Origin of the sequence: Vibrio sp. DW001, assembly GCF_029016285.1 — a bacterium.
GTDB lineage: Bacteria > Pseudomonadota > Gammaproteobacteria > Enterobacterales > Vibrionaceae > Vibrio.
Window position 1 is genome coordinate 1,421,827 of record NZ_CP091976.1, and the last position, 25,043, is coordinate 1,446,869.

At 43.5% G+C, this 25,043-nt stretch carries 22 protein-coding genes; 21 read left to right on the forward strand and 1 reads right to left on the reverse strand.

Features of this window, described 5'->3' with window-relative positions; genetic code table 11:
- Nucleotides 1–37: 37 nt before the first annotated feature.
- From L3V77_RS23790 to L3V77_RS23885, 20 genes are all read left to right on the forward strand, one after another.
- The gene (locus tag L3V77_RS23790; protein ID WP_275137295.1) at nucleotides 38–631 is read left to right on the forward strand and encodes a hypothetical protein; all 594 of its coding nucleotides are present in this window, start codon (nucleotides 38–40) and stop codon (nucleotides 629–631) included.
- Between the two features lie 23 nt (nucleotides 632–654).
- Complete coding sequence (locus tag L3V77_RS23795) at nucleotides 655–2,013, forward strand: hypothetical protein (protein WP_275137296.1); 1,359 nt, start codon at nucleotides 655–657, stop codon at nucleotides 2,011–2,013.
- A 33-nt stretch (nucleotides 2,014–2,046) separates the two neighbouring features.
- Nucleotides 2,047–4,965: a multiheme c-type cytochrome gene (locus tag L3V77_RS23800; protein WP_275137297.1), complete on the forward strand. Its 2,919-nt coding sequence runs from the start codon at nucleotides 2,047–2,049 to the stop codon at nucleotides 4,963–4,965.
- A gap of 44 nt (nucleotides 4,966–5,009) precedes the next feature.
- Nucleotides 5,010–5,909 carry an AraC family transcriptional regulator gene (locus L3V77_RS23805; RefSeq protein WP_275137298.1) on the forward strand — a complete coding sequence of 300 codons (900 nt, stop codon included), beginning with the start codon at nucleotides 5,010–5,012 and terminating at the stop codon, nucleotides 5,907–5,909.
- Nucleotides 5,910–6,065: 156 nt separating this feature from the next.
- Nucleotides 6,066–8,237 carry a TonB-dependent siderophore receptor gene (locus L3V77_RS23810; RefSeq protein WP_275137299.1) on the forward strand — a complete coding sequence of 724 codons (2,172 nt, stop codon included), beginning with the start codon at nucleotides 6,066–6,068 and terminating at the stop codon, nucleotides 8,235–8,237.
- Between the two features lie 56 nt (nucleotides 8,238–8,293).
- Complete coding sequence (locus L3V77_RS23815) at nucleotides 8,294–9,028, forward strand: siderophore ferric iron reductase (RefSeq protein WP_275137300.1); 735 nt, start codon at nucleotides 8,294–8,296, stop codon at nucleotides 9,026–9,028.
- Nucleotides 9,016–9,783 carry an ABC transporter ATP-binding protein gene (locus L3V77_RS23820; protein ID WP_275137301.1) on the forward strand — a complete coding sequence of 256 codons (768 nt, stop codon included), beginning with the start codon at nucleotides 9,016–9,018 and terminating at the stop codon, nucleotides 9,781–9,783. The genes L3V77_RS23815 and L3V77_RS23820 overlap by 13 nt, the downstream gene beginning before the upstream one ends.
- Nucleotides 9,777–10,724 carry an iron-siderophore ABC transporter substrate-binding protein gene (locus L3V77_RS23825; RefSeq protein ID WP_275137302.1) on the forward strand — a complete coding sequence of 316 codons (948 nt, stop codon included), beginning with the start codon at nucleotides 9,777–9,779 and terminating at the stop codon, nucleotides 10,722–10,724. The genes L3V77_RS23820 and L3V77_RS23825 overlap by 7 nt, the downstream gene beginning before the upstream one ends.
- A gap of 2 nt (nucleotides 10,725–10,726) precedes the next feature.
- On the forward strand, nucleotides 10,727–12,721 hold the full coding sequence (fhuB, locus tag L3V77_RS23830) for a Fe(3+)-hydroxamate ABC transporter permease FhuB (RefSeq protein ID WP_275137303.1): 1,995 nt from the start codon (nucleotides 10,727–10,729) through the stop codon (nucleotides 12,719–12,721).
- A gap of 6 nt (nucleotides 12,722–12,727) precedes the next feature.
- Nucleotides 12,728–13,507 (forward strand): DUF3450 domain-containing protein, encoded by a 780-nt coding sequence (locus L3V77_RS23835; RefSeq protein WP_275137304.1) that lies wholly within the window; start codon nucleotides 12,728–12,730, stop codon nucleotides 13,505–13,507.
- Complete coding sequence (locus L3V77_RS23840) at nucleotides 13,504–14,820, forward strand: MotA/TolQ/ExbB proton channel family protein (protein ID WP_275137305.1); 1,317 nt, start codon at nucleotides 13,504–13,506, stop codon at nucleotides 14,818–14,820. The genes L3V77_RS23835 and L3V77_RS23840 overlap by 4 nt, the downstream gene beginning before the upstream one ends.
- An 11-nt stretch (nucleotides 14,821–14,831) precedes the next feature.
- Complete coding sequence (locus L3V77_RS23845; RefSeq protein ID WP_275137306.1) at nucleotides 14,832–15,365, forward strand: MotA/TolQ/ExbB proton channel family protein; 534 nt, start codon at nucleotides 14,832–14,834, stop codon at nucleotides 15,363–15,365.
- Nucleotides 15,362–15,766, forward strand: coding sequence for a biopolymer transporter ExbD (locus L3V77_RS23850; RefSeq protein WP_275137307.1), 405 nt, complete (start codon nucleotides 15,362–15,364; stop codon nucleotides 15,764–15,766). The genes L3V77_RS23845 and L3V77_RS23850 overlap by 4 nt, the downstream gene beginning before the upstream one ends.
- Nucleotides 15,767–16,441: an energy transducer TonB gene (locus L3V77_RS23855; RefSeq protein WP_275137308.1), complete on the forward strand. Its 675-nt coding sequence runs from the start codon at nucleotides 15,767–15,769 to the stop codon at nucleotides 16,439–16,441.
- On the forward strand, nucleotides 16,441–17,619 hold the full coding sequence (locus L3V77_RS23860) for a hypothetical protein (RefSeq protein WP_275137309.1): 1,179 nt from the start codon (nucleotides 16,441–16,443) through the stop codon (nucleotides 17,617–17,619). Before L3V77_RS23855 ends, L3V77_RS23860 begins: the two co-directional genes overlap by 1 nt.
- Nucleotides 17,620–17,711: 92 nt before the next feature.
- Nucleotides 17,712–18,161 (forward strand): hemerythrin domain-containing protein, encoded by a 450-nt coding sequence (locus L3V77_RS23865; protein ID WP_275137310.1) that lies wholly within the window; start codon nucleotides 17,712–17,714, stop codon nucleotides 18,159–18,161.
- A 7-nt stretch (nucleotides 18,162–18,168) separates the two neighbouring features.
- The gene (locus L3V77_RS23870; RefSeq protein ID WP_275137311.1) at nucleotides 18,169–18,483 is read left to right on the forward strand and encodes a DUF2249 domain-containing protein; all 315 of its coding nucleotides are present in this window, start codon (nucleotides 18,169–18,171) and stop codon (nucleotides 18,481–18,483) included.
- A complete protein-coding gene (locus L3V77_RS23875; RefSeq protein ID WP_275137312.1) occupies nucleotides 18,464–19,750 on the forward strand; it encodes a hypothetical protein in 1,287 nt (428 codons plus the stop codon). The genes L3V77_RS23870 and L3V77_RS23875 overlap by 20 nt, the downstream gene beginning before the upstream one ends.
- A gap of 105 nt (nucleotides 19,751–19,855) precedes the next feature.
- Nucleotides 19,856–21,049, forward strand: a complete 1,194-nt coding sequence (locus L3V77_RS23880) for a DEAD/DEAH box helicase (RefSeq protein WP_195705308.1) — start codon at nucleotides 19,856–19,858, stop codon at nucleotides 21,047–21,049.
- A gap of 121 nt (nucleotides 21,050–21,170) precedes the next feature.
- Nucleotides 21,171–22,766 carry an ABC-F family ATPase gene (locus tag L3V77_RS23885; protein ID WP_275137313.1) on the forward strand — a complete coding sequence of 532 codons (1,596 nt, stop codon included), beginning with the start codon at nucleotides 21,171–21,173 and terminating at the stop codon, nucleotides 22,764–22,766.
- 107 nt (nucleotides 22,767–22,873) lie between these two features.
- On the opposite strand, the gene L3V77_RS23890 is transcribed toward L3V77_RS23885, so the two are convergent.
- A complete protein-coding gene (locus L3V77_RS23890) occupies nucleotides 22,874–23,791 on the reverse strand; it encodes a LysR family transcriptional regulator (protein WP_275137314.1) in 918 nt (305 codons plus the stop codon).
- Between the two features lie 141 nt (nucleotides 23,792–23,932).
- On the opposite strand from L3V77_RS23890, the gene L3V77_RS23895 reads away from it, so the two are divergent.
- On the forward strand, nucleotides 23,933–25,042 hold the full coding sequence (locus tag L3V77_RS23895; protein WP_275137315.1) for an efflux RND transporter periplasmic adaptor subunit: 1,110 nt from the start codon (nucleotides 23,933–23,935) through the stop codon (nucleotides 25,040–25,042).
- Nucleotide 25,043: the final 1 nt, after the last annotated feature.

Below are 25,043 nucleotides of genomic sequence, written 5' to 3' on the forward strand. Positions count from 1 at the left end.
GAAACACGTTGAACCATTGGATTAAGGAAGTAGTTAGATGATGTTTACCCATGGCTGTAAGGAAACTTTGTTTTCTTTTGTTTTTTTTGTCGCGATGTCCTTACCTTCGGTTTCGTTTGCGTATTCTTATGCAGCAGCAGGTAAAGAACCCCTGATAGATAGCAGAGAAGTGATATTGCAAGCGTTGCAAGCCAATGATTATTCAACGGTTGAAAACGCGGTTTTGGGACTAAAAGAAGAGTTTGATTATCTGTTGAGTGATCACAATGTGGACCTTATTACACCAATAAACGCAGCAATAGAGAATGAAGATGGGGTAAAAATTGAAGCGGTAATTGATCATGCCGTCGTCGAGGAGATTGTCCGCCGTTTAGAGGGGGCACAAAACAACCTGACAGATTATCAAGTCGCCAAGGTACTCGTGGTAAAAAGTAAATTATTTCTCGATCTTATTATGCCAAAACTGACAAGCGCTCAGCGGGATCAGGCCAACCAAGCGATACAAGGGGTTTTGGAATCAATTGGTAACCCGGGCGTGTTTGGGGTGGGTCAAGCACCTGCGAATCAAGAGCAGTTTAGAGCAGAGCAGGCTAAATTACTCAGCGCGATTCAGGGAGTCAGACAACACTGATGCTGGAACGTCTAGGTCGTGCAATGAGCATACAGTTTATCCTCATCTATGTTGTTTGGGTGATGTGGTTGTTCGCCTACCCATTTCAATTGAATAGTGATGATGCCCTCAATTTTTATCGGGCGATTGAGCGATTTTCAGTGCTAGAGTTTCGTCCGCATTTTCCCGGGTATCCGACCTTTGTTGGTACCAGTTGGTTGGCCTCGATTCTTGGCCCAGAAGTCGTAGCGGCAAATGTAGTGGTCTCGTTTGTGTCAGTAATCTTGCTCCCTCTTCTCGTCTTTGTGCTTGTGAAGCAGCTTAGCCAATCATTTTTTTCGGCGGCTCTAGCGGGGATGTTGGTGATGACACAATCGATAATGGGGGCACTCGCACTCAATGGACTCTCGGATTCTTTAGCCTTGGTGTGCCTATTGTTCGCTCTACTGATGGCGTTTGATAAACGTTATATTTTCACGGGTGTTTGGATAGGTTTGATGTTGTCTACGAGGCCCTCTTATTTTCCTTTGGCGTTGGTCTTTCTGATGGTTCCTATGGCAACCGAAGCAAAAGGGTTAAGAGTATCGGTATACCTAAAAGCGGGCGTTAGTGTGGCGGTGATAGGAGCATTAAGTCTGTTATTTATTTGGATCAAAGACGGTGCCGCGTACATAGAAGAAGGTATTCGTTTTACAACGGGGCATTTCACTATCTGGGGTAATACCGCTTCAACGCAAGACGCCAGCATTATTCAGTGGGTAGATGTGCTCGTTAATGAATACTCTGCATTGAGCCTAATACTGATACTTTGTTCTCTTCTATATGGACTCTCAAGTTTTTACAGGTTCTCTGGCATGACTACGAGTGACAAACTTGATGGCAAGGACCAATGCTGGCAAGGCATTATAGCGAGCATAGGTCTGGTCTATTTGGTTTGGATGCTATTGGCCCAAAACCCAGAAAACCTACGACATTGGGCTCCTGTCGTCCTACTTTTTTGTGTTGTGTTATCGCTTCAACTAAATGAGTTGTTGAATACAAAAAGAAATACAGCCCTAGTCGCGTCTGCATTCCTGTTATGTGGATTTGCCATCATAGGTTGGCAGAGCATCAATTTAAGACCTGACGTCGCCCCCGTACAGCAAGCTATACGGTGGATAAATAAACACCCTGATAATCAGTTTGTAGGCTCCAACTATGGCGTCAATCTGCTAAAAGATCGGCTGACAGATAGTGTGGTGTTCGACATGTATTACCCAAGCAGCGCAATAGCACTCAATAAAGAAAGCGATCGAGCATGGCGACTTTCCAATACAGAGTTAAAAGACAATGAATTAATCACGCAGTTTCCAGCAAGGTTTAGTGGCGAGCGGCGTCTATATCTATACAAAATGAGTCAGTGAATAAACTGGCCTAAACGATGAGCAAAGTAAAAAATGCTAAGTAGCAAATACAAATTTTTGAAAGGGTTGGCTTTTCTGTTAATAGCCTTGGTTTCACATAACGCGATAGCAGGCGATAAGAGCCGCTCTCTGCGTTTTAGTCAAGACAAGTCACGTATCTACAGTGCGAACTTTGACGCGGGTAGTGTCAGTATTCTTTCCCGTGAAGATGGCCTGATAGTAAAGGAGAAAACAATAGGGCGAGATATTCGTCGTATTGCCTTTAGTGATGACCAAACGTTGCTCTTGGCGACGGATTATCTACAAGACAAAGTGGTGATGTTGGACGCCAACTCGCTTGACGTCATATCGGAAACGCCCGTTCCTGCACGCCCTTTTGGCGTGGTATTCAGTCCTGAAAATCAGCTCTTTTACGTCACTAGTTTTGAGAAAGACAAATTACTACTCATCGATCGCTCTGGTGCATTGATTGAAACGGTAACGACCCAACCGTCGCCACGAGGATTGGCGTTGACTGATGATAACCGCTTATTGGTAACTCATGCCTTAACGGGACAGGTATCGATCTATGACGTGTCTGTGAAGAAACCTGCGTTGTTGAAGGTGATTCAACTCGCCGATAGCGAAGAAAATAAAAGCAGAACCGTTTCACAGGGTAAACCACGGAAACTAGATAATATTGTCATCTCCCCAGATGGTAGCACGGCGTGGCTTCCTCATGTGCTCTGGTCTTTTGGTCATGATTTTCAGTTTCAATCAACGGTATTCCCTGCTATCTCTATCCTAGATCTGGAGGTTGGTAATGAACATGAGATAGAACAAGAGCGAAAGCAACTGTTTAAGCAAATCAATATCATAGAGAGTGGAAATCGTACCAGAATTGTTTCCAATCCTCACGATGGTGAGTTTAGTGAGGACGGTAAGAAGGTTATCTTTACGTTGGCAGGTTCGGAAGACCTTTTGGTTTTCGACCTATCCAGACAAGGAAAGAAAAACAAAAACCGCCACCGTCGTAAGAAATTTCAAGGCGGGGTTAAAGCCACCCAGATATATCGCGGTGTACCGGGTGATAATCCTAAAGGATTGTTGATCAGCGGTAGAGAGCTGTATGTGCAAAATGCGATGTCATTGAATATTGCCAAATTTGATACTGGCGAATCGGGCCCTTTTGCTAAAGTAAAACTCACCGAAGGCAATTTTGCCTCTTTGGTATTATTCGATCCATTGCCAAGTCAGCTTCGTCTAGGAAAAACGTTATTCAATAGCGCTAACACCGCGGATTATGCCGAATTTCCTATGGCGGGCGATTTTTGGATGAGCTGTAACTCTTGCCATATCGACGGATTTAATTTTACAAACCGTCAATTGATGGAAGATGGCAGAAAAAATCGATTTGAGAACGCATTGACGGGGCATGTTGATGTAAGAAAAATGATTGCAGGCGACCCTGTTGGTGCGTATGTCGATATCATTCAAAAAACTCAGGGCGGCATGGGGGGCGATTCACGGGAAGGAGCGTCAGCATTGGTTGACGTTGAAAATCCGCCAGTAGAAGTGGCGAAAATGATGATCGCGTTGAATGAGTACGTACGTGTTCAGGAGAATCTGCCTTATCTTTCTACGTGGTTGCGATTGGATGACAAAAAACGCTATACCCATCCGGATGAATGGATCAATTCGGCTGAATGTGCGGACTGCCATACCACGATCTACGATCAATGGGCAGATTCGAATCACGGTATGAATATGGATCACCCTTACTATCGTCAACACGAAGATCTGGCCGCAAAAGTTGAAGGCGAAGAATTTAGAGTGTTATGTCGAGGCTGTCATACGCCGCAGATGGTGATTAATGGTGACAATAAACCGTTGAAAGAATTTGGCAATATGTACGAAAAAGGAGGCGAATCTCTGGTTGAGGCGTTTGCTCATGGTCGATCGGTGAACGAAAGAGGAACAGGGTGTGTGTTCTGTCATCGTATTTCCAAGGCCGAAAATGCCGGTGGCAATACCGACATGACAGTCAATCTTAAAGACAGAGAAGCGTATGTTTTTGAGGATGCGAATACCAGTCTACTTAAATGGTTATCGGAAAAACAAATAAATGCCGCACCAGAAAAACACAAAGTGTCTTACTCGAACCCAGAGCTGTACCAAAGTTCACTCTATTGTGCGACATGCCATAACGAGTTCACGACCGGACAAGGGGCAATCATTAATGACAACTTTGGTGAGTGGTTAGCATCACCGTTTAATTCGCCTGAAGATCCGTCTAAACACAAAACTTGCATCGACTGTCATATGACGCAGGATGTCACGGACTTCGATAATCGCGTTGCAGGCCAATCGACAGACGACGGTCCTATTAAGCAGAACATGCGTTCCCATCATTTTGTCGGCGGTAACTACTACTTTACGGGAATGAGAAACCCAGAACATAAGAAACTGAGTATCGATATTCTTAAAACGGCACTTACGTTGCGGGTGGAAAAAACAGGCAATCAATTGGCGGCAATTATCACCAATGTTAACTCGGGACACGATATGCCTGGTGGCGCACGTAGACAGGTTTGGTTAGAAGTGATTGCGACAGACGCGAATGGAAAAAAGGTACTTGAAAGCGGAGTGATGAAGGACGGATACATTCCTAAAGATGCACGCAAATTTGTTAAGGTTGGGGTGGATAAAGAAGGTAAACCAGTAGGACAGCTTTTCTGGCGATACGTGAAGATCGGAAAAGATACCCGTATCAAATCAGGTCAAACTCGTCGCGAAGTATTTGAATTGCCGTCAGAGGTGGAATATCCCCTTACCGTGTCAACGCGTGTACTTTATCAGGTGTTTGCTAAGGCGCTAACGGAAAAAGTGAAGAAGGCGTTTCCTGAAGAGAATATCCCAGACCCTGAAGTGATTGAATTGGAAAAAACAGTGTCGGTATATGAGGCGCGATAAATGAACATTAATGCAGTCATGTCAACGGTATGGGAAATTGGATTGTGAACGCGAAGATACCCTATACCAGAATAGAAAAATTGCTCGACTATATACATGACAATATTCAGGAGCCACTAAGCCTAGACGAGTTAGCCGCGAAAAGCTGCTGGTCTAGGTGGCAATTGCAGAGAGTTTTTCAAGCTTATACCGGTTTCAATGTAGCGCAATATGTTCGGGAAATTAAGCTCAGTCAAGCGGCATTAATGGTGCTTGAAGGAAAGCACCGCATATTAGATGTGGCGTATGAATTTGGGTTTAATTCCGAAATAGCCTTTAGCCGTGCCTTCAAGCAGTTCTTTGGTGTGTCACCTAAACGCTATCAATCGAATGGATTAAAGACGGGAATTAAAACGCCTTTGACCAAGGCGATTAAGAGTAGTGAATCTGTGTTTTATCCAGAAAATACGCTCTATCAAGTTCGCCTGGAACACAAGAATGCCTTCTCTATCAATGGTGTGCCGTCGATAATTAGAGGGCTTCAATCGCCAGAACCTGATTTTTCTAGCACGGTTCCTTATGCGTGGGAGGCATTCTTTAAGCAAACCGATCTCAGTAACGTGGTTAACGTACCCCATATCGGCATCATTGATATGTCGCCTAGTCAGGTAGATGGAGAACTTATCTATTGGGCTGGTGTCGAGCAAACAATCGTTGGCAAGCCTTCAAACGGTGGGTTAATTTGCAAGAAGCTAGAAATTGGAGAATGCAGCTATGCGGTATTGCCGTATAGGGGAGATGTCGACGAGTTCCATAAAGCGGTGACTTGGTTGGTCGCAATGTGGCTTCCAGAGTCAGGATATAAAACGGTAGACAACGCATTTGAAATGGAGATTTATCACCCGCCTTTCGAAAATGCTCAACGAACGATACTCGCGGAGTATTGGTTGCCTATACATCAATAAACTTTGCCTACCTACATTATAAATATCGTTGCTAGTTGCACCAAATTGTTAACTTTTTTGTATCGATTTCATCTATTATCTGCATGATAATGATTCTCATTAATGTTAAAGAGGGTCAGTATATATGTTAATACCGTTCTTATTATGCAGGTTACTATGAATAAAAATCACAATAATGCTGAGTTCAAACTCAGTGCGATCACAACTGCGATAGCGCTCTCTTTTAGTTTCTCTTTCTCTGCTAGCGCATTTGCAGATTCGACAGACTCTCATGCGGAAACCGAAACGATTCAGGTGTTGGGTCAATCGTATCGAAATACGACAACAAAAACCTCGTTGAATCCTGAGGAAACCCCACAAGGCATTACGGTTATTGATGCTGAAGAATTAGAACAGCGCAGTGCGAAATCGCTTAGTCAAGCACTCCGTTATGCCCCCGGCGTGGTAACAGAAACAAAAGGTGGCGCGGTCACCATGTATGATACGTTCACTATTCGTGGGTTTAATGCAAAGCAAAGCTACTATGATGGTCTGATCTTACAGTCCTTAACGGGTTGGAATTTACAGCCACAAATCGACCCAATTGCTCTCCAACAAGTAGAAATATTTAAAGGACCTTCGTCGGTACTTTATGGCTCAATGCCACCGGGTGGAATGGTAAATATGATCGCTAAGCCACCACAAAAACAGGCTGCAACGAGTCTTGGGCTTTCAACGGGATCGCGAAATCTGGTTGAAGCCTCCATTGATACCACTGGCCAGTTTGGTGATAGCGACCTCAGTTATCGATTTGTCGCGTTAGCGCGTAAGCAAGATGGGCAAGTGGATGACACAGAAGAAGAACGTTTCGTTATCGCGCCTTCGGTTGATTGGCAAGTCACAGACAAAACCTTGATCAATTTTAATCTGTATTATCAGAATGACCCTGCGATGGGTATGAACTCTTCATTACCCGCATCTGGGATGATTTATCCCAATTCAAATGGCGCAACTAGTTCGTCTACCTTTGTCGGTGATGAAAACTGGAGCTCATTTGAGCGCGAGTTTTTGATGATGGGTTATAAAATTAATCATGAAATTAACGATAGCTGGTCATTCTTACAAAACTTCCGATATACCGATGCAGAACTTTCGCAGAAGAACACCTATCACCGAGCGTCAGGCTTTGATGTGTCGACGGGGACATTAGCTCGGAACATCTACAGTACCGATGAAGAGTCAAAGGGCTATGTTATAGATAATCAATTGTCAGGTTATTTGTATACAGGTGATATTGAACACAACCTATTGTTTGGATTGGATTATCAACGCCTTGATGGGGAGTCTGCTTATAAAGAGTATGCGACATCTGGCGCTTCGTTCTATGGATTTAATATCTACGCGCCTAATAACAATCTGTTGGACCGAGATTCGTTAACAAAAAATTATGATGCGAAGGATGACATTTCAGTCGAGCAATTAGGGGTCTATTTTCAAGATCAGCTACGCTGGGACCGTATGGTCTTGATAGCTGGTGGTCGGTATGACAACTATGAAAGCAGAAGTAAATACAACGACGACTATTCGACATCCGACACGAAAGCCGACCATGGGCAATTTTCTTATCGGTTAGGTGCTCTGTTTGAGTTCGACAATGGTGTCGCCCCTTTTGCTAGCTATGCGACCAGCTTTGAACCCGCTACTGGGGTCAATAGTAATGGCGCTGCCTACGATCCTGAAATGGGCGAACAAGTAGAGGTCGGGGTGAAATATCAATCCCCAGATAGGATGATTAACGGTTCCGCCTCTTTATTCCACATTGTTAAAAGTGACGCGTTGATGGCCAACCCAAATGATATTTGGGGAGCAAAACTTCAACTGGGTGAGGTGGTTTCTCAAGGGGTTGAATTGCAAGGTCAAGTTGCGATTACACAGGCTTGGGATATCCGCGCGAGTTACACCTATATTGATATGGAAATCACGGAGGATAGTGATGGAGGCCTTGAAGGGACAACACCGATTTATGTTCCCGAGCATAGCGCCAACCTTTGGTCAAATTATCAAATTTCCCAAGGTGTGTTTGCGGGAACAAGGGTAGGTGCTGGCGTGCGGTATGTAGGAGACATGCAAATAGACGCGGCGAATACTGGCAAAGTTCCAAGCTACACCTTGGTTGATTTGTCTTTAGGGTATGACTTACAGGGGGTATCTGAATCGTTGCAAGGTGCAACAGTGAATCTCTCTGCGAATAACCTGTTCAACAAAGAGTATTACACCTGTTATGACACGGCTAACTGTTGGTATGGCGCAGAACAAACCGTTGAACTTAACGTCAACTACCAATATTAAAGGGCGTTAATTTACGAACGCTGCCTATTAATATAGGTCGCGTTCGCTATTTGAATATGAATATTATTGAAACACAAAATAGAGAACGATTTAGTCAGTTAGACGCCCTGTGTCAAACCGTTACGCCGTATCTAAAAGGGAGCTTAGCACCTTATGATTCAACAATGTTAGTTGGAGAATCAAGCGACCTCACTGTGATTAAGCATCTGTATGGTGCTATTGAGTTGGCTCATCCAGAAGCGGGTCACGCGTATTGGTTAACAAGAACGTGGGAGTTGCTTTGCTGGCAGCCTATTTACATCAGTGTGATATCTATCTATGGGTTGCAAGCACTACCTACTTTTGACGGTTTTGCTCAACAAAGAGAAGGCGCTTATATCATGGGATATCGTTTTCAGACGCTCGATTTCATAACGGATGAGATCCCCAACTTGATTAGTAGAGCTGGCATTCAATTAACGTATATGTTTGAACACTACCGATTACTGATCGATTCATGGTTACGGTGTCGCCCTGGTTTTACGAGACAGATTCTCGCTGATGCATTGCTTGAGAGTTTAGTGAAACTGCGCGTAGCAAGGCCAGATATAGATAACCACACATTGTATCACCATGCAGAGCTATGGCTTTCTTCATGCCGACTGCCACTCAATAATCTACGGTCATATTCAGAGTCTATGGACGGGTCGCTGCAATTTGTTAGGCGCAGTTGCTGCCTTGTGTATAAAACAGAACAAGGTCAACTTTGCTCAAATTGCCCTAGAAAAAGAGAACGAATATGTACCAGTTAGAGAATATTAAGGTGACCCGAGACCAAAGAGTGATCTTAGATGTAGACCAGCTCTCTGTGGACCCAAAAGCGCTCACGGTCGTCATGGGGCACAACGGCTCAGGAAAGTCGACGCTTGTGAATTTATTGGCTAACCATATACGCCCGGATGAAGGGAGTGTGAAATGGAAAGGTACATTGTTACGTCATTTAAGTAGCAAGAAACTGGCCCGTGAGATTGCGTACCTGCCACAGACATTACCAGAAGTGGCAGGGCTGAGTGTCGAAGAACTCGTTCGTTTAGGCCGATACCCTTGGCGTGGTGTACTTTCTCGTTGGACGAAAGAAGATGGTGTATACATAGACCAAGCGATAGAACAAACTCAGATCGGTAAGTTTCGACAAGCCCTTGCTGACGAACTTTCTGGCGGTGAGAGGCAACGTGCATGGATAGCGATGTTGCTTGCACAGCAGTCTGGCTTGCTCATATTAGATGAACCTACGTCCGCGTTAGATATCCAATATCAATATCAAATAATGGATCTGTTGCAACGATTAAATCGAGAGACAGGGAAAGGTGTTGTGGTTATTTTACATGACCTCAATTTAGCCCTTAGATACGCCACAAAAGCCATCGCGTTAAAGCAAGGACGGATTGCGTTCGAAGGCGATGCGAGCATTTTACACGATGAAAATAGACTCACCGAGTTATTTTCTACCCACGTTCAATTAATCAATCACCCAAATAAAAACGCTAAAGTGGCGGTTATATGCTAATTAAATCAATATTCATAACACTATGCGCTCTTTATTCTGGCTATCCTTTTGCCCAAATAGAGCCGGAGTCTTCTCAAATACAAATAAAAGACACTAGGGGTCTACAGATACTTTCAAAAGTGCCAGTTAAAGTGGCAGCATTGAATTGGGATATAGCAGAACAGGTTTTGGAATTAGGTGTTGTCCCAGTGGCGATGCCCAATATTACTGGTTATAGCGAATGGGTCGTAAGACCAGAAGTACCAAGCTCAGTACAAGATATTGGTACCAGAGTAGAGCCTAATATAGAGCGCCTAGCAGAACTAAAACCGGATGTCATTATTATCTCATCGCCACAGGTTGATCTCATTCCTAGGCTAGAGCGCATTGCGCCCGTGCTTACTTTTGAAACCTTCAGTGCCGATCATGACAACGTGAAGGCGGCCATTCAAAACTTCCGAAGCATTGCGAAGGTATTGGGTAAGCAGATGTATGCTGAGGAAAAACTGGAACGTATGTTTTACGAGTTAGACCAATTGAAAAACAAGTTGGAAACGGCATATGAAGGAAAACTGCCAACCGTCGCCGCCTTTCGATTTTCTAGCACTTCATCGATCTATCTGTATGGTGATAACTCAATAACACAATTTGCATTGCAGCAGTTAGGCGTATCTCCGGCATTGCCTCAGCCGCCCACTCAGTGGGGTGTCACTCAAAAGCGATTGAACGCGCTATTCGAGTTAACGGATGAAAGCGTTGCACTTTACTTCAAACCTTTTGAACAAGAGAAGAAGGTGACAAACTCGGTGTTATGGAAAGCGATGCCCTTAGTAAGAAGTCACCGAGTGAATAGCGTGTCTGCGGTATGGAACTACGGTGGAGCGATGTCGATTCTCTATAATGCTCAGGTCTTATCAACCGCGTTGTTAGAGATCGCACCTAATACCGTAAAAATGAATTAGTTATGATTAAAAAACGGTATTTTCACGCTTTTGTTTTTCTACTTCTAGGTTTGATCATGTCGCTTCAGGTCGCGAGTGATATGAGCATTATGGTGCAAATAAATGCACTGCAAAAATGGTTTTCTGGTGTGAGTGTACACGCGGATTATGCCTCAATTTTATTTTTGGAATCTCGATTACCTAGGTTAGTAATGGCTTTGGTGGTGGGGGCTACACTGGGTTTGGTGGGCAGTTTGATGCAGCAGTTAACCCAAAACCCGTTGGTTTCACCATTAACCCTTGGTTCAGCTTCAGGTGCATGGTTGGCCCTCGTCATCTGCAATATCTGGTTTCCATCGTTAGCTGGCGATTACTCGGTTATTTTCGCTTTGCTAGGGGCGATGCTAACTCTGTTGTTGGTGATCCTTGTTTCCGGTTTAAGAAACCTATCTGGTTTACCGGTGGTGCTCGCCGGGATGGCCGTGAATATTCTTCTTGGTGCTATTGCCACTGCGATTATTTTACTCAATGAGCAATCCGCTAAGAATCTGTTTATTTGGGGCGCAGGGGATTTAGCGCAAAATGGTTGGGATCAAGTAGAATGGTTGCTGCCTAAGTTAGTGCCTGCTTTGCTGATTTTTGCGTTCGCGCCACGAGTGTTAGCCTTATTAAGATTGGGGCAGACTAACGCCACCGCTCGTGGATTGAATATCGTACCGATGTTTCTGTTGTTAATTGGTTTGGGTCTTTGGGTTGTTTCTGCCGTCATCTCTACCGTCGGCGTCATCAGTTTTATCGGACTGTTAGCGCCGAATATTGCGAGGAAATTAGAGGCAAGAACACCATTGGCGGAGCTTAATTTAAGTACCGTTTTGGGCGCGTTTTTGCTCGTGTTTACGGATACATTAGCCATTTGGTTGAGCTCATTGAGTTTAGATATTGTCCCAAGTGGCATAGCGGCGGCCTTTATTGGTGCTCCGGCACTGATCTATTTTTCTCGAACGCAATTAAAAGCTCAGGACAGCCTATCTTTCACCTTACCTAAGACCAATTTTATTTTCAAAATAAAGACAATAATTGGTGTGGTTGTTGTTTTGATAGGGGTTTTCTTTCTGTCCCTTTTTGTTTCTAAACAAGTGATAGATCAAAGTATTGTATGGTCATTAAAGTGGCCGAGTGAATTTGGTTTAGAGCTCCGTTGGCCCAGAATGTTGACTGCGCTATCCGCAGGTGCGGGTATAGGCGTGGCAGGGGTGTTGTTACAACGTTTGATTTATAATCCGTTAGCGAGTCCTGATATCTTGGGTCTTTCCGCCGGTGCGACATTTGCGCTAGTGGGTAGTAGCCTTTTTTTGGGGTTCAATATATTTGAAGCGGCACCTTTAGTCGCCTTCTTTGGTAGTTTATTGGTACTTGTGATTCTGCTTTTATTGGGTACAAGACATAACTATGCACCATCTATGATGGTACTTATTGGGATTGCTCTCACCGCTTTGATTGAGGCTTTGGTCCAGTTTTCATTGGTACGTGGTGATGAAAACTCTTATGTTATTCTAAACTGGTTGGCTGGATCAACGTATAGAGTCTCACCGCAATATGCTGTCATATTGGCGGTGATGGTCACGGGTTTGATCACCTTCGTTTTCTTGACACAGCGATGGTTGACGCTAATCTCTGCGGGTCGAGTATTTGCCCAATCGCGAGGGGTTGATGTTGGCAAAGTATTTATTACTTTACTCTGTTGTGTTGCATTGCTATGTGGTGTTGTTACCAGTTTTATGGGGCCGGTGGCATTTGTTGGGTTGTTAGCGCCGCATATTTCCGTCATGTTGGGCGCGAGAAAGGTAGGACAACAAATAATAACGACTGCTTTGATAGGGGGCACACTTATGCTCTTTTCAGATTGGTTGGGACAAAATATAGTGTATCCATCGCAGATCGCGGCGGGTACGATAGTGTCCATCATAGGGGGAGTTTATTTCATACTTCTCCTAATTAAAGGGCGAACAAAAAGCTAATTTCTTATGAATAAACATGTAAACAAAATGCGATTAAAAAGCATAACGGTGTTAGGTCTCATGGCCGTGATAGGATTCGTTAATGCGGGCTCTCTCGCTGAATCAGCGAAAGTAGAGCAAGCTATTATTAAAGACGCAGGGCGCAGTCAACATGTTGTGAACGACAGTTCAGAACATGCTTTTGACCTACAATCTGAAATTGAATCGCTGAAGGCAGAGGTGGATGGACTTGCGATTTATGAAGACCATCTTGGTAATTTAATTCTTAGCCAAGACCAGGAACTCACCAGCGTAGAATCGCAATTAGATGAAATAGCGGAGACGAGGCAGAGCATTGTTCCGTTGATGTATCAGATGTTGGATGGTCTAGCGACATATATTGAACGTGATATGCCGATACGTCTAGATACACGCGTTGATAGAGTGAAGCAACTACGTCAGCTTATGGTACAAGCCGATATTAGCGATGCTGAAAAATTTCGTCGTATCTTAGAGGCTTATCAAATAGAACTCGATTACGTAAGCAAACTTGGCACCTACACCAATGCAATAGAGATTAATGGTGTGGTTCGCGAAGTTGAGCAGCTTTATCTTGGACATGTGTCATTCATTGCTCGTAGCCTAGATAAGAAAGAATACTGGGTTTGGAGTGCTCAAGAGAAGACATGGCATCTGTTAAATTCGGCGTTAATTAGTGATCTAGATAATGCATTTTTGGTTGCTAACAAACGTGTATCACCCCGTCTTTTATTGTTGCCCCTTTCCACACAAGAGGTGAGCAAATGAATAACATAATCAGTATCGTTCTGTTGACCCTTTTGGTTTCTACCGCTCAAGCGCAAACCGATCTATTGGACACGACGAAACAAGTTCGTGTCGAAGAAAATGTCGCTAATTTAAACAGGGAGCAGTCCTTTAAAGCCCAAGAGCAGGCGTTGGTTCAACTACGCGATGAGCTGTTAGCAAAACGTGCGACTTTACAAACCAATATAGAGCGAATCAGCGACCAATTTAGCCATAATGAACAAGTTCTAGCGGAGACAGAAAAAAAGCTTCATTTAGAGTCTGGCAGCTTAGGTGAACTTTTTGGTGTGGTTAGGCAGGTAGCCAAAGAGTTTCAATTCGTCCAGAAACACTCAATAACCGCAATTGGAGAAGCCAGTTCTTTAAGCGCAGTCGACGCTATCGTTGCCGCAAAAACGTTACCTTCCAAGTCTCAATTATATTCACTTTGGCATGCGTTTGAACGCCAGTTAGAAGTGGGCTCAACGATTACCGAGTTAGAGGTACCGTACGTTCTACCTGATGGTGTTGTCACAAGTAAAGACGTTGTGCGTATCGGTTCATTTGGGTTGTTAGACAATGGTGGTTATTTAGATTGGTCGGGTGAACAAAGAGGCGCTAAGCCTTATCAAGTTCAACCTCAATATCTACCTCAGGTTGGCCTCGCTGAGGTGAACACGGCATTGTTCGTCTTCGACCCATCTGGTGGCAAGTTACTAGAGCAACTTTCATTGACGCCGACCATAAAGGAAAGAGTCGAGCAAGGTGGCGCAATCGGTAAAGTGATATTGGTACTGCTGTCCATTGGTCTGCTCATCGGCTTGGTTCAAGGGACGTTCCTATTTATAAGCCGACACAACATTAACGCTCAACTGAAAGACAAAGATACCATAGGAAATAATGCACTAGGTCGAGTCTTAGGAGTGTACAAGTATGATCAGTCACCCAACGTAGAAGCATTAGAACTGCGCCTATATGAGACGATTTTAGACGAGCAACAGAAGTTAGATCGAGGCCTTTCTATGCTCAAACTCCTTGCTGCTTTATCACCCATGTTAGGTCTGCTCGGCACGGTGACAGGGATGATAGAAACATTCCAAGTGATTACTCAGTTTGGCAATACAGATCCACGAATGATGGCATCCGGTATCTCTACTGCACTCATTACAACCGTACTTGGCTTAGTCGCTGCCATGCCACTGTTGTTTATGCACAATGTACTAAGCTCACAAGCCGAAAACGTACGAACACTGTTAGAAAAACAGGGCGTTGGCCTAGTGGCACAACGCGCTGAACAAGATTTAGGGCAGAGCTAAACGTGGAGTGGATGAGCCTATTTTCTGACCTTGGCTTTGGGAACGCGTTGGCACAATTTATGTCCAAAGGTGGCCCAATACTTTGGTGGTTAGCTTCCCTTATCTTGCTGTTCTGGCTTATTGCCATCGAACGGATGCTCTATCTGTTGGTTACGTTTCCCAAAAGGCAAAATGAGTGGTTAAAAAATTGGGGTGCAAGGGGTGACCACCATTCCTGGTACGCACAAAAACAGCGTGACGCATGGGTCAATCAAGCACACATAGAGCTATTTCAGAATATCAATCTACTTAAATTGATCATCAGTCTGTTTCCAATGCTTGGTTTGCTCGGTACGGTGACAGGAATGATTTCCGTTTTTGATGTGTTAGCGGTAGAAGGAACGTCGCAACCAAGGTTGATGGCATCGGGTATATCCATGGCGACGTTACCAACAATGGCGGGTATGGTTGCTGCATTGGCTGGGGTATTTTGTTATTCCCAACTGTTTGCTGCATTGGAGAAAAGAGAAGTGCATTTAGAGAAGTTAATGAGGAGCCGAACATGAGATTAGGTAGCCGAAAAAAAAATCAAGATGAAGCACAGATAGATATGACGTCGATGCTCGATATCGTATTTATTATGCTGATTTTTTTTATTGTCACCAGCTCTTTTGTTAAAGAATCAGGTATCGAGGTTAATCGACCTCAAGCCTCTAACACCGTTAGTCAAAAAGAAGCGGGTATCTTCATTGCTATTACCGCCAATAACGAGATCTTTATCGACAAGCGTATCGTAGACAAAGAGAGAGTACAGGCTAACTTAGAGCAGCTTTTAACCGATCAACCTAACACGTCGGTGGTGATTCAGGCCGATGAATTTGCGTTTAACGGTACGGTAATTTCGGTTATGGACTCAGCCAAGGGTGCCGGCATTGTTAATATTGCTTTAGCGACGGAGCGGAAATAGATGCTTCGCTTCTTAATGGCGCTGCCACTCGCGTTATTCATAAGCTATGGCCTTATGGGTTTGATGGCGTGGATGGTGGATCTCAATACCATAGAGAGCAAGCCAAAAAATGCGTCGATACGATTTGATTTCTTTATGAACGAAACTGAGCAGCTAAGCCAACGGAAAAGCCGTGAGCTCCCTAAACCGCCGGAAATGAAGCCGTTACCTCCCGAACAGGCATTGGCTCAGCCTCAACAAGATGTCTTCTTGAATACGCCGACGTTAGCGCCGATTCCAGAAGTAAACTTAGCTCTATCAGTGACAGACATGAAATTTGCCGTAGTCGTACCTAGTACTCCAAGTCCCAAGGCCACAAACACTCCATTGGTTCAGCAACCAATATCAGTGAAAATGGGACAAACCCAACAACTGATGCCTTTGCATCGTATGAATCCGATCTACCCAAGAAAAGCACTACAGAGAAAAATAGAAGGTTATGTGGTGTTTTCTTTTGATATTGACCGCGCTGGAAAGCCCCAAAATATTAAGATAGAAGAGTCTTATCCGTCGCGAGTATTTAATCGGGAAGCACTAAAAGCATTGAAACGATGGAAATATCAACCAATGATGGTGAATGGATTGGCACAAGTTAGAAGCGGTCAACGAGTAAAACTGGAGTTTAAAATCCAGTGATGAAACGTAAATCAATCTCAGCACTTTTTCTAGCGACGGTCTATTGGTTATTCGCGTCGCCTGTTGCGTGGGCGGAATCAAAAGAGTTAACGTATCGCACTGCTCGACAGGTGCAAATTGCCTATGAATTGCAGCTTAAAGAAAAACCGGATGAAGCGATCACTGTTTTAGCAAATTTGAACCCAAGTGGACAATATGACTTCGCGTATGTCAATCGCATGCTAGGTGGACTTTATTGGCAAACTCAGCAGCCACTGTTGGCGATCAAAACGTTAACGTTGGCTATCGAACAGAAGGCATTGCCTGCCGTTCAGCATCAAGATACACAACGAATGTTAGCCGACATCTTATTGATGGAAGGTCAGTATAAATTGGCAGAATTCCACTACCAAAAGTTATTACCCGCGTATGAACAAGCAGACGATCTGGAATGGCTATGGCTTCGAATCGCTCAAGCACAATATCAACAGCAGGAGTGGGCGCGAGTCGAGTTGTCGATTGGTCATCAACAACGATATCGTCAACAAGCAAAACTTCCGCTGAAAGTGATGCCGCTCAATATGCTGCTTGGGGCCCAGCTTGCACGGAAGAAATGGCAAAATGCAGTGCCAACAGCGTTGTCTTTGAGAATATTAGAACCAGACAACTACGTATGGTGGCGTCAACTGATTACGCTCTATATTTACACGCAACAGCAGCAGCAAGCACTGATTACCTTGCAACAGGCGGATCGTGTGGGGTTTGAGTTGAGTGATCAATATCTGATGTTGATGGCTCAATTGTATGCACAGGATGGGGTTCCAAAGAAAGCGGCACAAACCTATGCAAGGTTAAAAGGGCTAGACAACAGTGCCACATTGCGGGCCAAACAAGCGGAGTATTGGCAGGCGGCGAAAGAGTGGGATAAGGCTGCCTCTATTTGGCTTAAGGCGGCACAAATTGACAATAAGTTTTATTGGCAACATGCGCTTTTGTTACTGAAAATGCGGGACCATGAACGGGCACTAATTAGCATTGATAAACTGACTAACCAGACAAGCCAAATGCTGTTGGCAAAAACACAAGCACTGAGCGCGATCGGACAAAAGGAACAAGCATTACAGGTCGCCACTAAGTTACACAGGATAGAATCGAGCGAAGAAAGCCTGCGTTGGATTAAATATTTGAGTGAAGATTGATGATCGTCGGTAAAATACGCCTTAAAAGGTATATAATTCTAGGTCATTAATAATTATATTGATTCTTTGAAATACGACTTAAGAGGTCCTCGATGTCTTCTATCCAAAATTATATGACGGAACACCACAAGACGTGTGACAACCTATTGGTTGACGCTGAAGGTTTATTGGCTGATAAAAATTGGGTTGGGTTTAGTCAAGCTTGGCAGATATTTGAGCAAGAGACGGTGGCGCACTTTACAGCGGAAGAGGAGATTCTTTTTCCAGCATTTGAACAAAAAACCGGTATGACGGGTGGCCCGACTATGGTTATGCGTTCAGAACATAGCCAGATTAAAGGGATGTTTGAACAGATGAACAACGCCATTCAAGATAAGAACCTAGACAGAGCCATGGGCATAGTTGAAAGCGTCATGTTGTTGATTCAACAGCATAATATGAAAGAAGAACAGATGCTCTATCCTATGACCGATATGCATTTGCCGAACAATGATGAAGTCGTATCCCAAATGGATAGCCAACTGTCAACTTCTCGAGGTTAATCGAGCTATGGTTAATGACGGCACGACAAATGTTCGGTCACCTAATTTGCCAGATATATTCAGGCTCGATGTGAGTATTTTGGAGCCTCCTCACCCTTTAACGGAGATAACCAAAGTGTTATCTGGTTTGCCGATGGGTGGCCTACTACGTGTTTCACACAGGCGAAAACCCGTACCTCTGTTTGAAATCATCCAATCTAAGTATTCATATCGACATGTGGAGGTAGATGAAGGCAAACACTTTATATTTATCTGGCATAGAGATGATGTTGATACAACAGAATACGTGAGGACTCGTAGCAATGAGAATGACTGGACTTAATTTTGATGCCATTCCTAGACTCGATGTTCCACTACGTTTTTATCTTACCGCCCCAATCTTTGCCCTCCTTGGCTCTATTTTACTCATAGATCAAGGCAGTCAGATATGGTTGACCCGATGGATGCCTGCTTCACTTGCTATTACGCATTTGTTCGCCTTAGGTGTTATGGCAATGATAATGGTCGGGTCACTGTTTCAGATAATGCCTGTGTTATGTGGAGCGCCTATCACCATTGAAAAATCACTGCTGGTGTTACTGCACATGGGGATGATAGCTGGAACCTTAACACTCGCCGCCGCGTTTATGGGGTGGGTTAGTTTTGTATTTGGCTTTGTTTTCCTCGGTCTGAGTATCGGTTATTTTGTGCTTACATTGGCATGGGTTTTAATTAAAAATGCCGGAGGAGAACAGACAAGACTGCCTATTTTATTGGCGGTTTGCTCGTTGGGTTTGCTATTGGTTGCTGGCTTGTTGCTTATCTCTGGCTACTTATGGGGAATTCAACCTGCCGTGGGTAAAGCGTTAACCAATTTTCATGCGAGTATTGGTATCTTTGGCTGGGTGCTGCTACTTGTGATGGCCGTCAGCTTTCAAGTTATTCCTATGTTTCATGTCACCCCGGTCTTCCCCAAAGTTTGGCGTAATACACTCGTCTTTGGTGCCGTATTTTCGCTGGTCATGATGACGTTGGCTACCTTCGCAGGATTTGACCTCTATTATGTCAGTGTGTTTAACGCTTTAGTTGGTATTGCTTACGCTGTAGTTGGCAGTGTTCAGCTTAGTAAGCGAAGAAGAAAACTGCCCGATGTGGTGGTCAACTATTGGCGAGTGGGTTACGGTTGCCTTGCCATTGGCTGTTTGTTTATTATCGCCCTGCCTTATTTCCCTGCGGAAATAAAGGGAAAACTAGAGGTTCTGTTAGGGTTGGTTATTGCTCTTGGTTTTATTTTTGGTGTAATACAAGGAATGCTGCTCAAAATTGTCCCTTTTCTGATCACGTTACACCTGCAGAAAGTCGCGATGGCGAATCCCGCTTCTATGATGATGTTGCCCGATCACTACAGCTTGATTAGTCGAAAGCAAGGTAAGTTGCAGTACTGGCTATACTTAGCCGTCTTATTATCGATTGTGATTAGTTTTTTTGTACCACAAATTACCATCAGCATTGGTGTCTGTATCATGTTGAATTGGATATGTATTGGCTATAATTTGCTAAGAGCATTTATTCTACACTCGAAACTAAGAGAAAAAATGCATGCTGCGTAAGCAGTGGATTTTAAAATTAAAGCCGCTACACTGTGCGACAATTAACATGTTTTAAATATCGTGAGCTATGGTGCCCGCGATTTAACAATTTACTAGAGACGGACAATGTCATTTTCTAAGCTTGGATTAAGCGATCCTATCCTAAAAGCAGTAGCCGACCTTGGTTACTCCTCTCCAACAACGATTCAAAAACAAGCCATTCCGGTGGTTCTAAAAGGTGAAAACCTTATTGCAGCGGCACAAACGGGTACCGGTAAAACAGCAGGTTTTGTTTTACCTATACTGGAGATGCTGAGCAAGGGAGAAACGCAAAAGAAGAAACGTTTCCGTGCGCTTATTCTTGTTCCAACCCGTGAACTCGCGATTCAGGTAGAAAGCAGTATCGTGCAATACGGTAAACACCTTGGTCTTAAATCTCTGGCGATGTATGGTGGCGTTGATTACCATCCTCAAAAACAGGCTCTGATTGATGGCATTGATATTCTGGTGGCAACACCGGGTAGACTGATAGATCTTTACGGTCAACATGCTGTCCATTTTGAAGAAGCTGAAATTCTAGTATTGGATGAAGCGGACAGAATGCTGGACATGGGCTTCATCGAAGATATCAATAAGATTATTGGTCGTCTGCCTAAGAACATCCAAAATCTGCTATTTTCTGCGACGATGTCAAACCCAGTACGCGAATTGGCAAGAACAGCGATTAATGATGCAACAGAGATCGCGATTACTAAAAATGCGGCGTCTAAAAGTAATATTAAGCAGTGGTTAGTCACGGTAGATAAAGATAAGAAATCGGCGTTGTTAAGCCATATGCTAAACGAAAACAGTTGGCCTCAAGCGTTGATATTTATTGAAACCAAACATGGCTCCGCCAAGCTGGTTGCACAGTTAGAAAAGCGCGGTATTGCTGCTGAGGCGTTCCACAGCGGACGAAATCAAGCTTCGCGTGCTCGCGTGCTAGAGGCATTTAAAGATGGTTCAGTTAAGTATCTGGTTGCGACAGGTGTTGCCGCACGTGGTATTGATATCGATGACCTTACCTGCGTGATTAACTATGATCTGCCGTATCCTGCTGACGAATATGTGCATAGAATAGGGCGTACAGGCCGTGCCGATGCTCAAGGTGAAGCAGTTTCATTGGTATCAAGAGACAACTTCAAACACCTTTGCATGATAGAAAGTCGTTTAGGCCACCTGATTGAACGTCGAACAGTCGAAGGTTTTGTCCCAACAAAAGAGGTGCCGATTTCTATCCTTAATTATGTGCATAAACATAAGAGAGAAGAGAACAGCTAAATAACCACTCTTCTATAATTGATAGTGATGTGCTTCACAAAAGCTGTTAGAATCGCCCCAAATTTGGAAAGCTGGTATCGACCAGCTTTTTTGTGTAATTAAGAAAACTATTAGGTGTCCCGTGCTTACAACTGCAAACATCACCATGCAATTTGGCGATAAGCCACTATTTGAAAATATCTCCGTTAAATTCGGTAACGGCAATCGCTATGGTTTAATCGGTGCCAATGGTAGTGGTAAATCGACATTCATGAAGATCCTAAGCGGCGAGCTAGAGCAATCAGGTGGCACCGTTTCTTGTGATCCTAATGAACGCATGGCGAAATTAGGCCAGGATCAGTTTGCTTACGAAGATTACACTGTTATTGATACAGTGATAATGGGACACAAAGAACTTTGGAAGATCAAAGAAGAGCGCGATCGAATCTATTCGTTACCTGAAATGACGGACGAAGATGGCATGCGTGTAGGCGATCTCGAAACTGAATTTGCCGAGATGGACGGTTATTCTTCTGATGCAAGAGCTGGGGAGTTGCTGCTTGGGTTAGGTATTCCAGAAGCGCAACATTATGGCTTGATGAGCGAGGTTGCTCCTGGTCTTAAAGTTCGTGTACTTTTGGCGCAGGTGCTGTTCGCTGAACCTGAAATCATGCTTCTTGACGAACCAACCAACAACTTGGACATGCATACGATTGCTTGGCTAGAAGATATCCTGTTGGCTCGTAACTGCACCATGATTATTATTTCCCATGACCGTCACTTCTTAAACTCTGTATGTACTCACATGGCGGACCTTGATTACGGTGAGCTACGTATGTTCCACGGTAACTACGATGAATATATGTTTGCAGCAGAACAGGCGCGCGATCGTTTGCATGCAGACAACGCGAAGAAAAAAGCGCAAATTGCTGAACTACAAACGTTTGTTAGCCGTTTCTCTGCGAATGCTTCTAAAGCGAAGCAAGCCACCTCTCGCCAAAAGCAGTTGGACAAAATTCAGCTTGATGCTGTTAAACCATCGAGCCGCCAATCGCCGTTTATCCGTTTTGAACAAGAGAAAGAGTTGTTCCGTAATGCGTTAGAAGTTGAAGGTTTAAAACAAGGTTATGGTGAAAATATCTTGTTTAACGGTGTCGACTTGATGGTTGAAGTGGGTGAGCGAATTGCGATTATCGGTGAAAATGGTATCGGTAAATCAACGCTACTAAATACCCTTGCTAGAGCCATGGAACCAATGGCTGGTATGATCAAATGGTCTGAAAATAACAACATTGGTTATTATGCTCAGGACCATGCTCATGACTTTGCTGAGGACCTCAATCTGCTTGATTGGATGGGACAGTGGAAGAATGAAGGCGATGACGAGCAAGTTGTTCGTGGTATTTTAGGTCGTATGCTGTTTTCACAAAACGATATTAAAAAGTCAGTTAAAGTTATCTCCGGTGGTGAACAAGGCCGTATGCTATTTGGTAAGTTAATCATGCAGAAAGCGAATATATTGCTGATGGATGAACCAACGAACCATATGGATATGGAATCTATAGAAGCACTTAACCTTGCGTTAGAGAACTACAAGGGCACATTGTTCTTCGTTTCCCATGACCGTCAGTTTGTATCGTCAATCGCTACACGCATTATCGAAATAACGAAAGATGGCGTTAGCGACTTCCACGGTAGCTACGAAGAATACTTAAGTAAACTTGGTGTCAAAGGCTAGCCACAAACCAAATGAACCAAGTAAAAAAGAGCCCAGTAGGGCTCTTTTTTGATCTTATCATGTTGAGATTAGGCGTGTAACCTAATTAGCCTTATGGGTAAACCACTTTATGAGTTGTTTGAATGTTCCATTACAGTTCTTTCATTCTGTTCTGGGTACTGCTCGATAATATGGTTAATTAACGCTTTAGCCTGTGGTGATAATGTCTTTCTTCTTGGATAGAGCAACCAACCGTGGCCCTGTTCTGTTGGGTAATCGATTAATAATTTAACCAATTTACCCTTTTTTATTTCTTTTTTAACTGAACGATCAGCAATAATGCCTATGCCTTGGTGATCGAGACAAGATTGTTTGACCAAATCCAAATCATTTAATATTAAGCGCCCAGAAGTAAAAATAAGTTCGTCACCAACACGGATTCGTTTTTCAATTTTACCGTTGAAATTTCGAAATAGGATAAATTCATGACCTTCTAAGTCTTTTGGTGAGTGAGGTGTCCCGTGTTGATTTAGATATTCTGGTGAGGCATAGAGACTGAGGTTTACTGAAATAACTTTTCGCGCAATTAGATCCATATCTTCTAGTCGGTGACCAATTCGAAAGCCAATATCAACATTATTTTCAATAAGTTCAAATGCCGTTGAACTGCAAATGATTTCAACGGTTATTTTAGGGTGTATACGCATAAACTCGGTAATGATATTCGCTAAATCTTTGATATCAGGTAATGCCAAAATTTGTACGCGTATATGACCAGATAATTCAAAATTATTGCTGGTCATCTCCTGTATTTTAGACTCAAATTGCTCGAGAAATGTTTTACTCGTCTGATAAAAATGACGACCATTATCACTCACTACAATGGTTTTATGCTGGCGATGGAAGAGATCTATCCCGAGATCTTGCTCCAGTGCCTTTAACCGACGACTCAAATTAGATTTTGGTAAATCAAGTAACTCTGATGCCCTGACTAAGCTACCAGTTTCGACAATATGGTGGAACATCTTAATATCTTCTGTCTTCATGCTCTGATCTCGCAATAAAACGCAATGATTTATGTCGTTTTCAAGGTTCTGAATTATAGAACCTTAAGTGCTGTTTTGTCATGTATTATGAAACATAAAGCTTCCGTATAGTTGCGTTATATTTTTAAGATGGTAAAGATAATGCACTATTATTCCGCTCTCAAATTCCGATCTATAGCAATAGCTATCACCACTTTTTTGTCAGTAGTGCCCGTAACACAAGCTCAAGTCTTGGAACTACCGAACAAGACGACGGAAAGTATACGACCGATAAAACTGATCAATGTTGGTCGCCAGCCTTCTGAAGTACATAAAAATTTCCCTGCTAAAGTTGCCGCTAACCAGCAGGTAAATCTTGCTTTTCGAATCAATGGGTTGTTGACACACTTAGACCTACTTGCAGGACAACAAGTAACCCGAGGGGATGTATTGGCCCAGTTGGATAACAGAGATGCTAAAAATGCGTTACTGGATGCCGAAGCGAACCACCAGTTAGCCAATGTTGACTTTACGCGTAAGAAGGAACTTCTTGTTCGAAAACTGATATCAAAGTCAGAATTTGATATTGCAAAAGCGCAGCTACAATCGGCGTTGGCTACGCTCCGTTCGGCAGAAGACCAGCTTAGCTATACCTCGTTAATTGCACCGTTTTCAGGTGTAATTGCAAAGGTAGATCTTGAGAATCACCAAATGTTACAAGCCTCGCAGGTCGTATTGACTCTTCAAAGTAGTGAGAAATTTGACCTCACGTTTAATGTTCCTGAATCCTATATTTTTAACATGAGCAGCTCCAACCTCAGAGCAAATCAAGGACAATACAGGGTGAAATTTAACGGGGTAAGCGACTCGTTACTGGCCACATTTAAAGAAATGAATACGGTTGTAAATAGTGGAAGCCAAACCTATAAAATGACGTTGTCGTTCACTTCACCTAAAGGGCTGTCTATTTTACCGGGCATGAGTGCGGAGGTTGTGGTTTCTACAGATGATAAAACCACCGGTCAACCAATCACAATACTTCCCCTTACTGCGATTGTGCATGATGAACAAACGCAACAAGATTTTGTTTGGGTCTATCAATCTCAAACTAAAACACTGAGAAAATCGACGGTTGTACTTGGAAAGATTCGTACAGAAGGTACCGAAATTCTTGCTGGATTATCCCAAGGGGATCAAGTCGTCGCTGTTGGTGCTAACGCCATTACTTCAAAAACCCAAGTGGTTCCTTTACGTTGGGAACGAGGCGTTTAAC

Coding starts and splice junctions, on each gene's coding strand:
- L3V77_RS23790 (WP_275137295.1), top strand. CDS start 38: ATGATGTTTACCCATGGCTGTAAGGAAACTTTGTTTTCTTTTGTTTTT.
- L3V77_RS23795 (WP_275137296.1), top strand. CDS start 655: ATGAGCATACAGTTTATCCTCATCTATGTTGTTTGGGTGATGTGGTTG.
- L3V77_RS23800 (WP_275137297.1), top strand. CDS start 2,047: ATGCTAAGTAGCAAATACAAATTTTTGAAAGGGTTGGCTTTTCTGTTA.
- L3V77_RS23810 (WP_275137299.1), top strand. CDS start 6,066: ATGAATAAAAATCACAATAATGCTGAGTTCAAACTCAGTGCGATCACA.
- L3V77_RS23815 (WP_275137300.1), top strand. CDS start 8,294: ATGAATATTATTGAAACACAAAATAGAGAACGATTTAGTCAGTTAGAC.
- L3V77_RS23820 (WP_275137301.1), top strand. CDS start 9,016: ATGTACCAGTTAGAGAATATTAAGGTGACCCGAGACCAAAGAGTGATC.
- L3V77_RS23825 (WP_275137302.1), top strand. CDS start 9,777: ATGCTAATTAAATCAATATTCATAACACTATGCGCTCTTTATTCTGGC.
- fhuB (WP_275137303.1), top strand. CDS start 10,727: ATGATTAAAAAACGGTATTTTCACGCTTTTGTTTTTCTACTTCTAGGT.
- L3V77_RS23835 (WP_275137304.1), top strand. CDS start 12,728: ATGAATAAACATGTAAACAAAATGCGATTAAAAAGCATAACGGTGTTA.
- L3V77_RS23840 (WP_275137305.1), top strand. CDS start 13,504: ATGAATAACATAATCAGTATCGTTCTGTTGACCCTTTTGGTTTCTACC.
- L3V77_RS23845 (WP_275137306.1), top strand. CDS start 14,832: ATGAGCCTATTTTCTGACCTTGGCTTTGGGAACGCGTTGGCACAATTT.
- L3V77_RS23850 (WP_275137307.1), top strand. CDS start 15,362: ATGAGATTAGGTAGCCGAAAAAAAAATCAAGATGAAGCACAGATAGAT.
- L3V77_RS23855 (WP_275137308.1), top strand. CDS start 15,767: ATGCTTCGCTTCTTAATGGCGCTGCCACTCGCGTTATTCATAAGCTAT.
- L3V77_RS23860 (WP_275137309.1), top strand. CDS start 16,441: ATGAAACGTAAATCAATCTCAGCACTTTTTCTAGCGACGGTCTATTGG.
- L3V77_RS23865 (WP_275137310.1), top strand. CDS start 17,712: ATGTCTTCTATCCAAAATTATATGACGGAACACCACAAGACGTGTGAC.
- L3V77_RS23870 (WP_275137311.1), top strand. CDS start 18,169: ATGGTTAATGACGGCACGACAAATGTTCGGTCACCTAATTTGCCAGAT.
- L3V77_RS23875 (WP_275137312.1), top strand. CDS start 18,464: ATGAGAATGACTGGACTTAATTTTGATGCCATTCCTAGACTCGATGTT.
- L3V77_RS23880 (WP_195705308.1), top strand. CDS start 19,856: ATGTCATTTTCTAAGCTTGGATTAAGCGATCCTATCCTAAAAGCAGTA.
- L3V77_RS23890 (WP_275137314.1), bottom strand. CDS start 23,791: ATGAAGACAGAAGATATTAAGATGTTCCACCATATTGTCGAAACTGGT.
- L3V77_RS23895 (WP_275137315.1), top strand. CDS start 23,933: ATGCACTATTATTCCGCTCTCAAATTCCGATCTATAGCAATAGCTATC.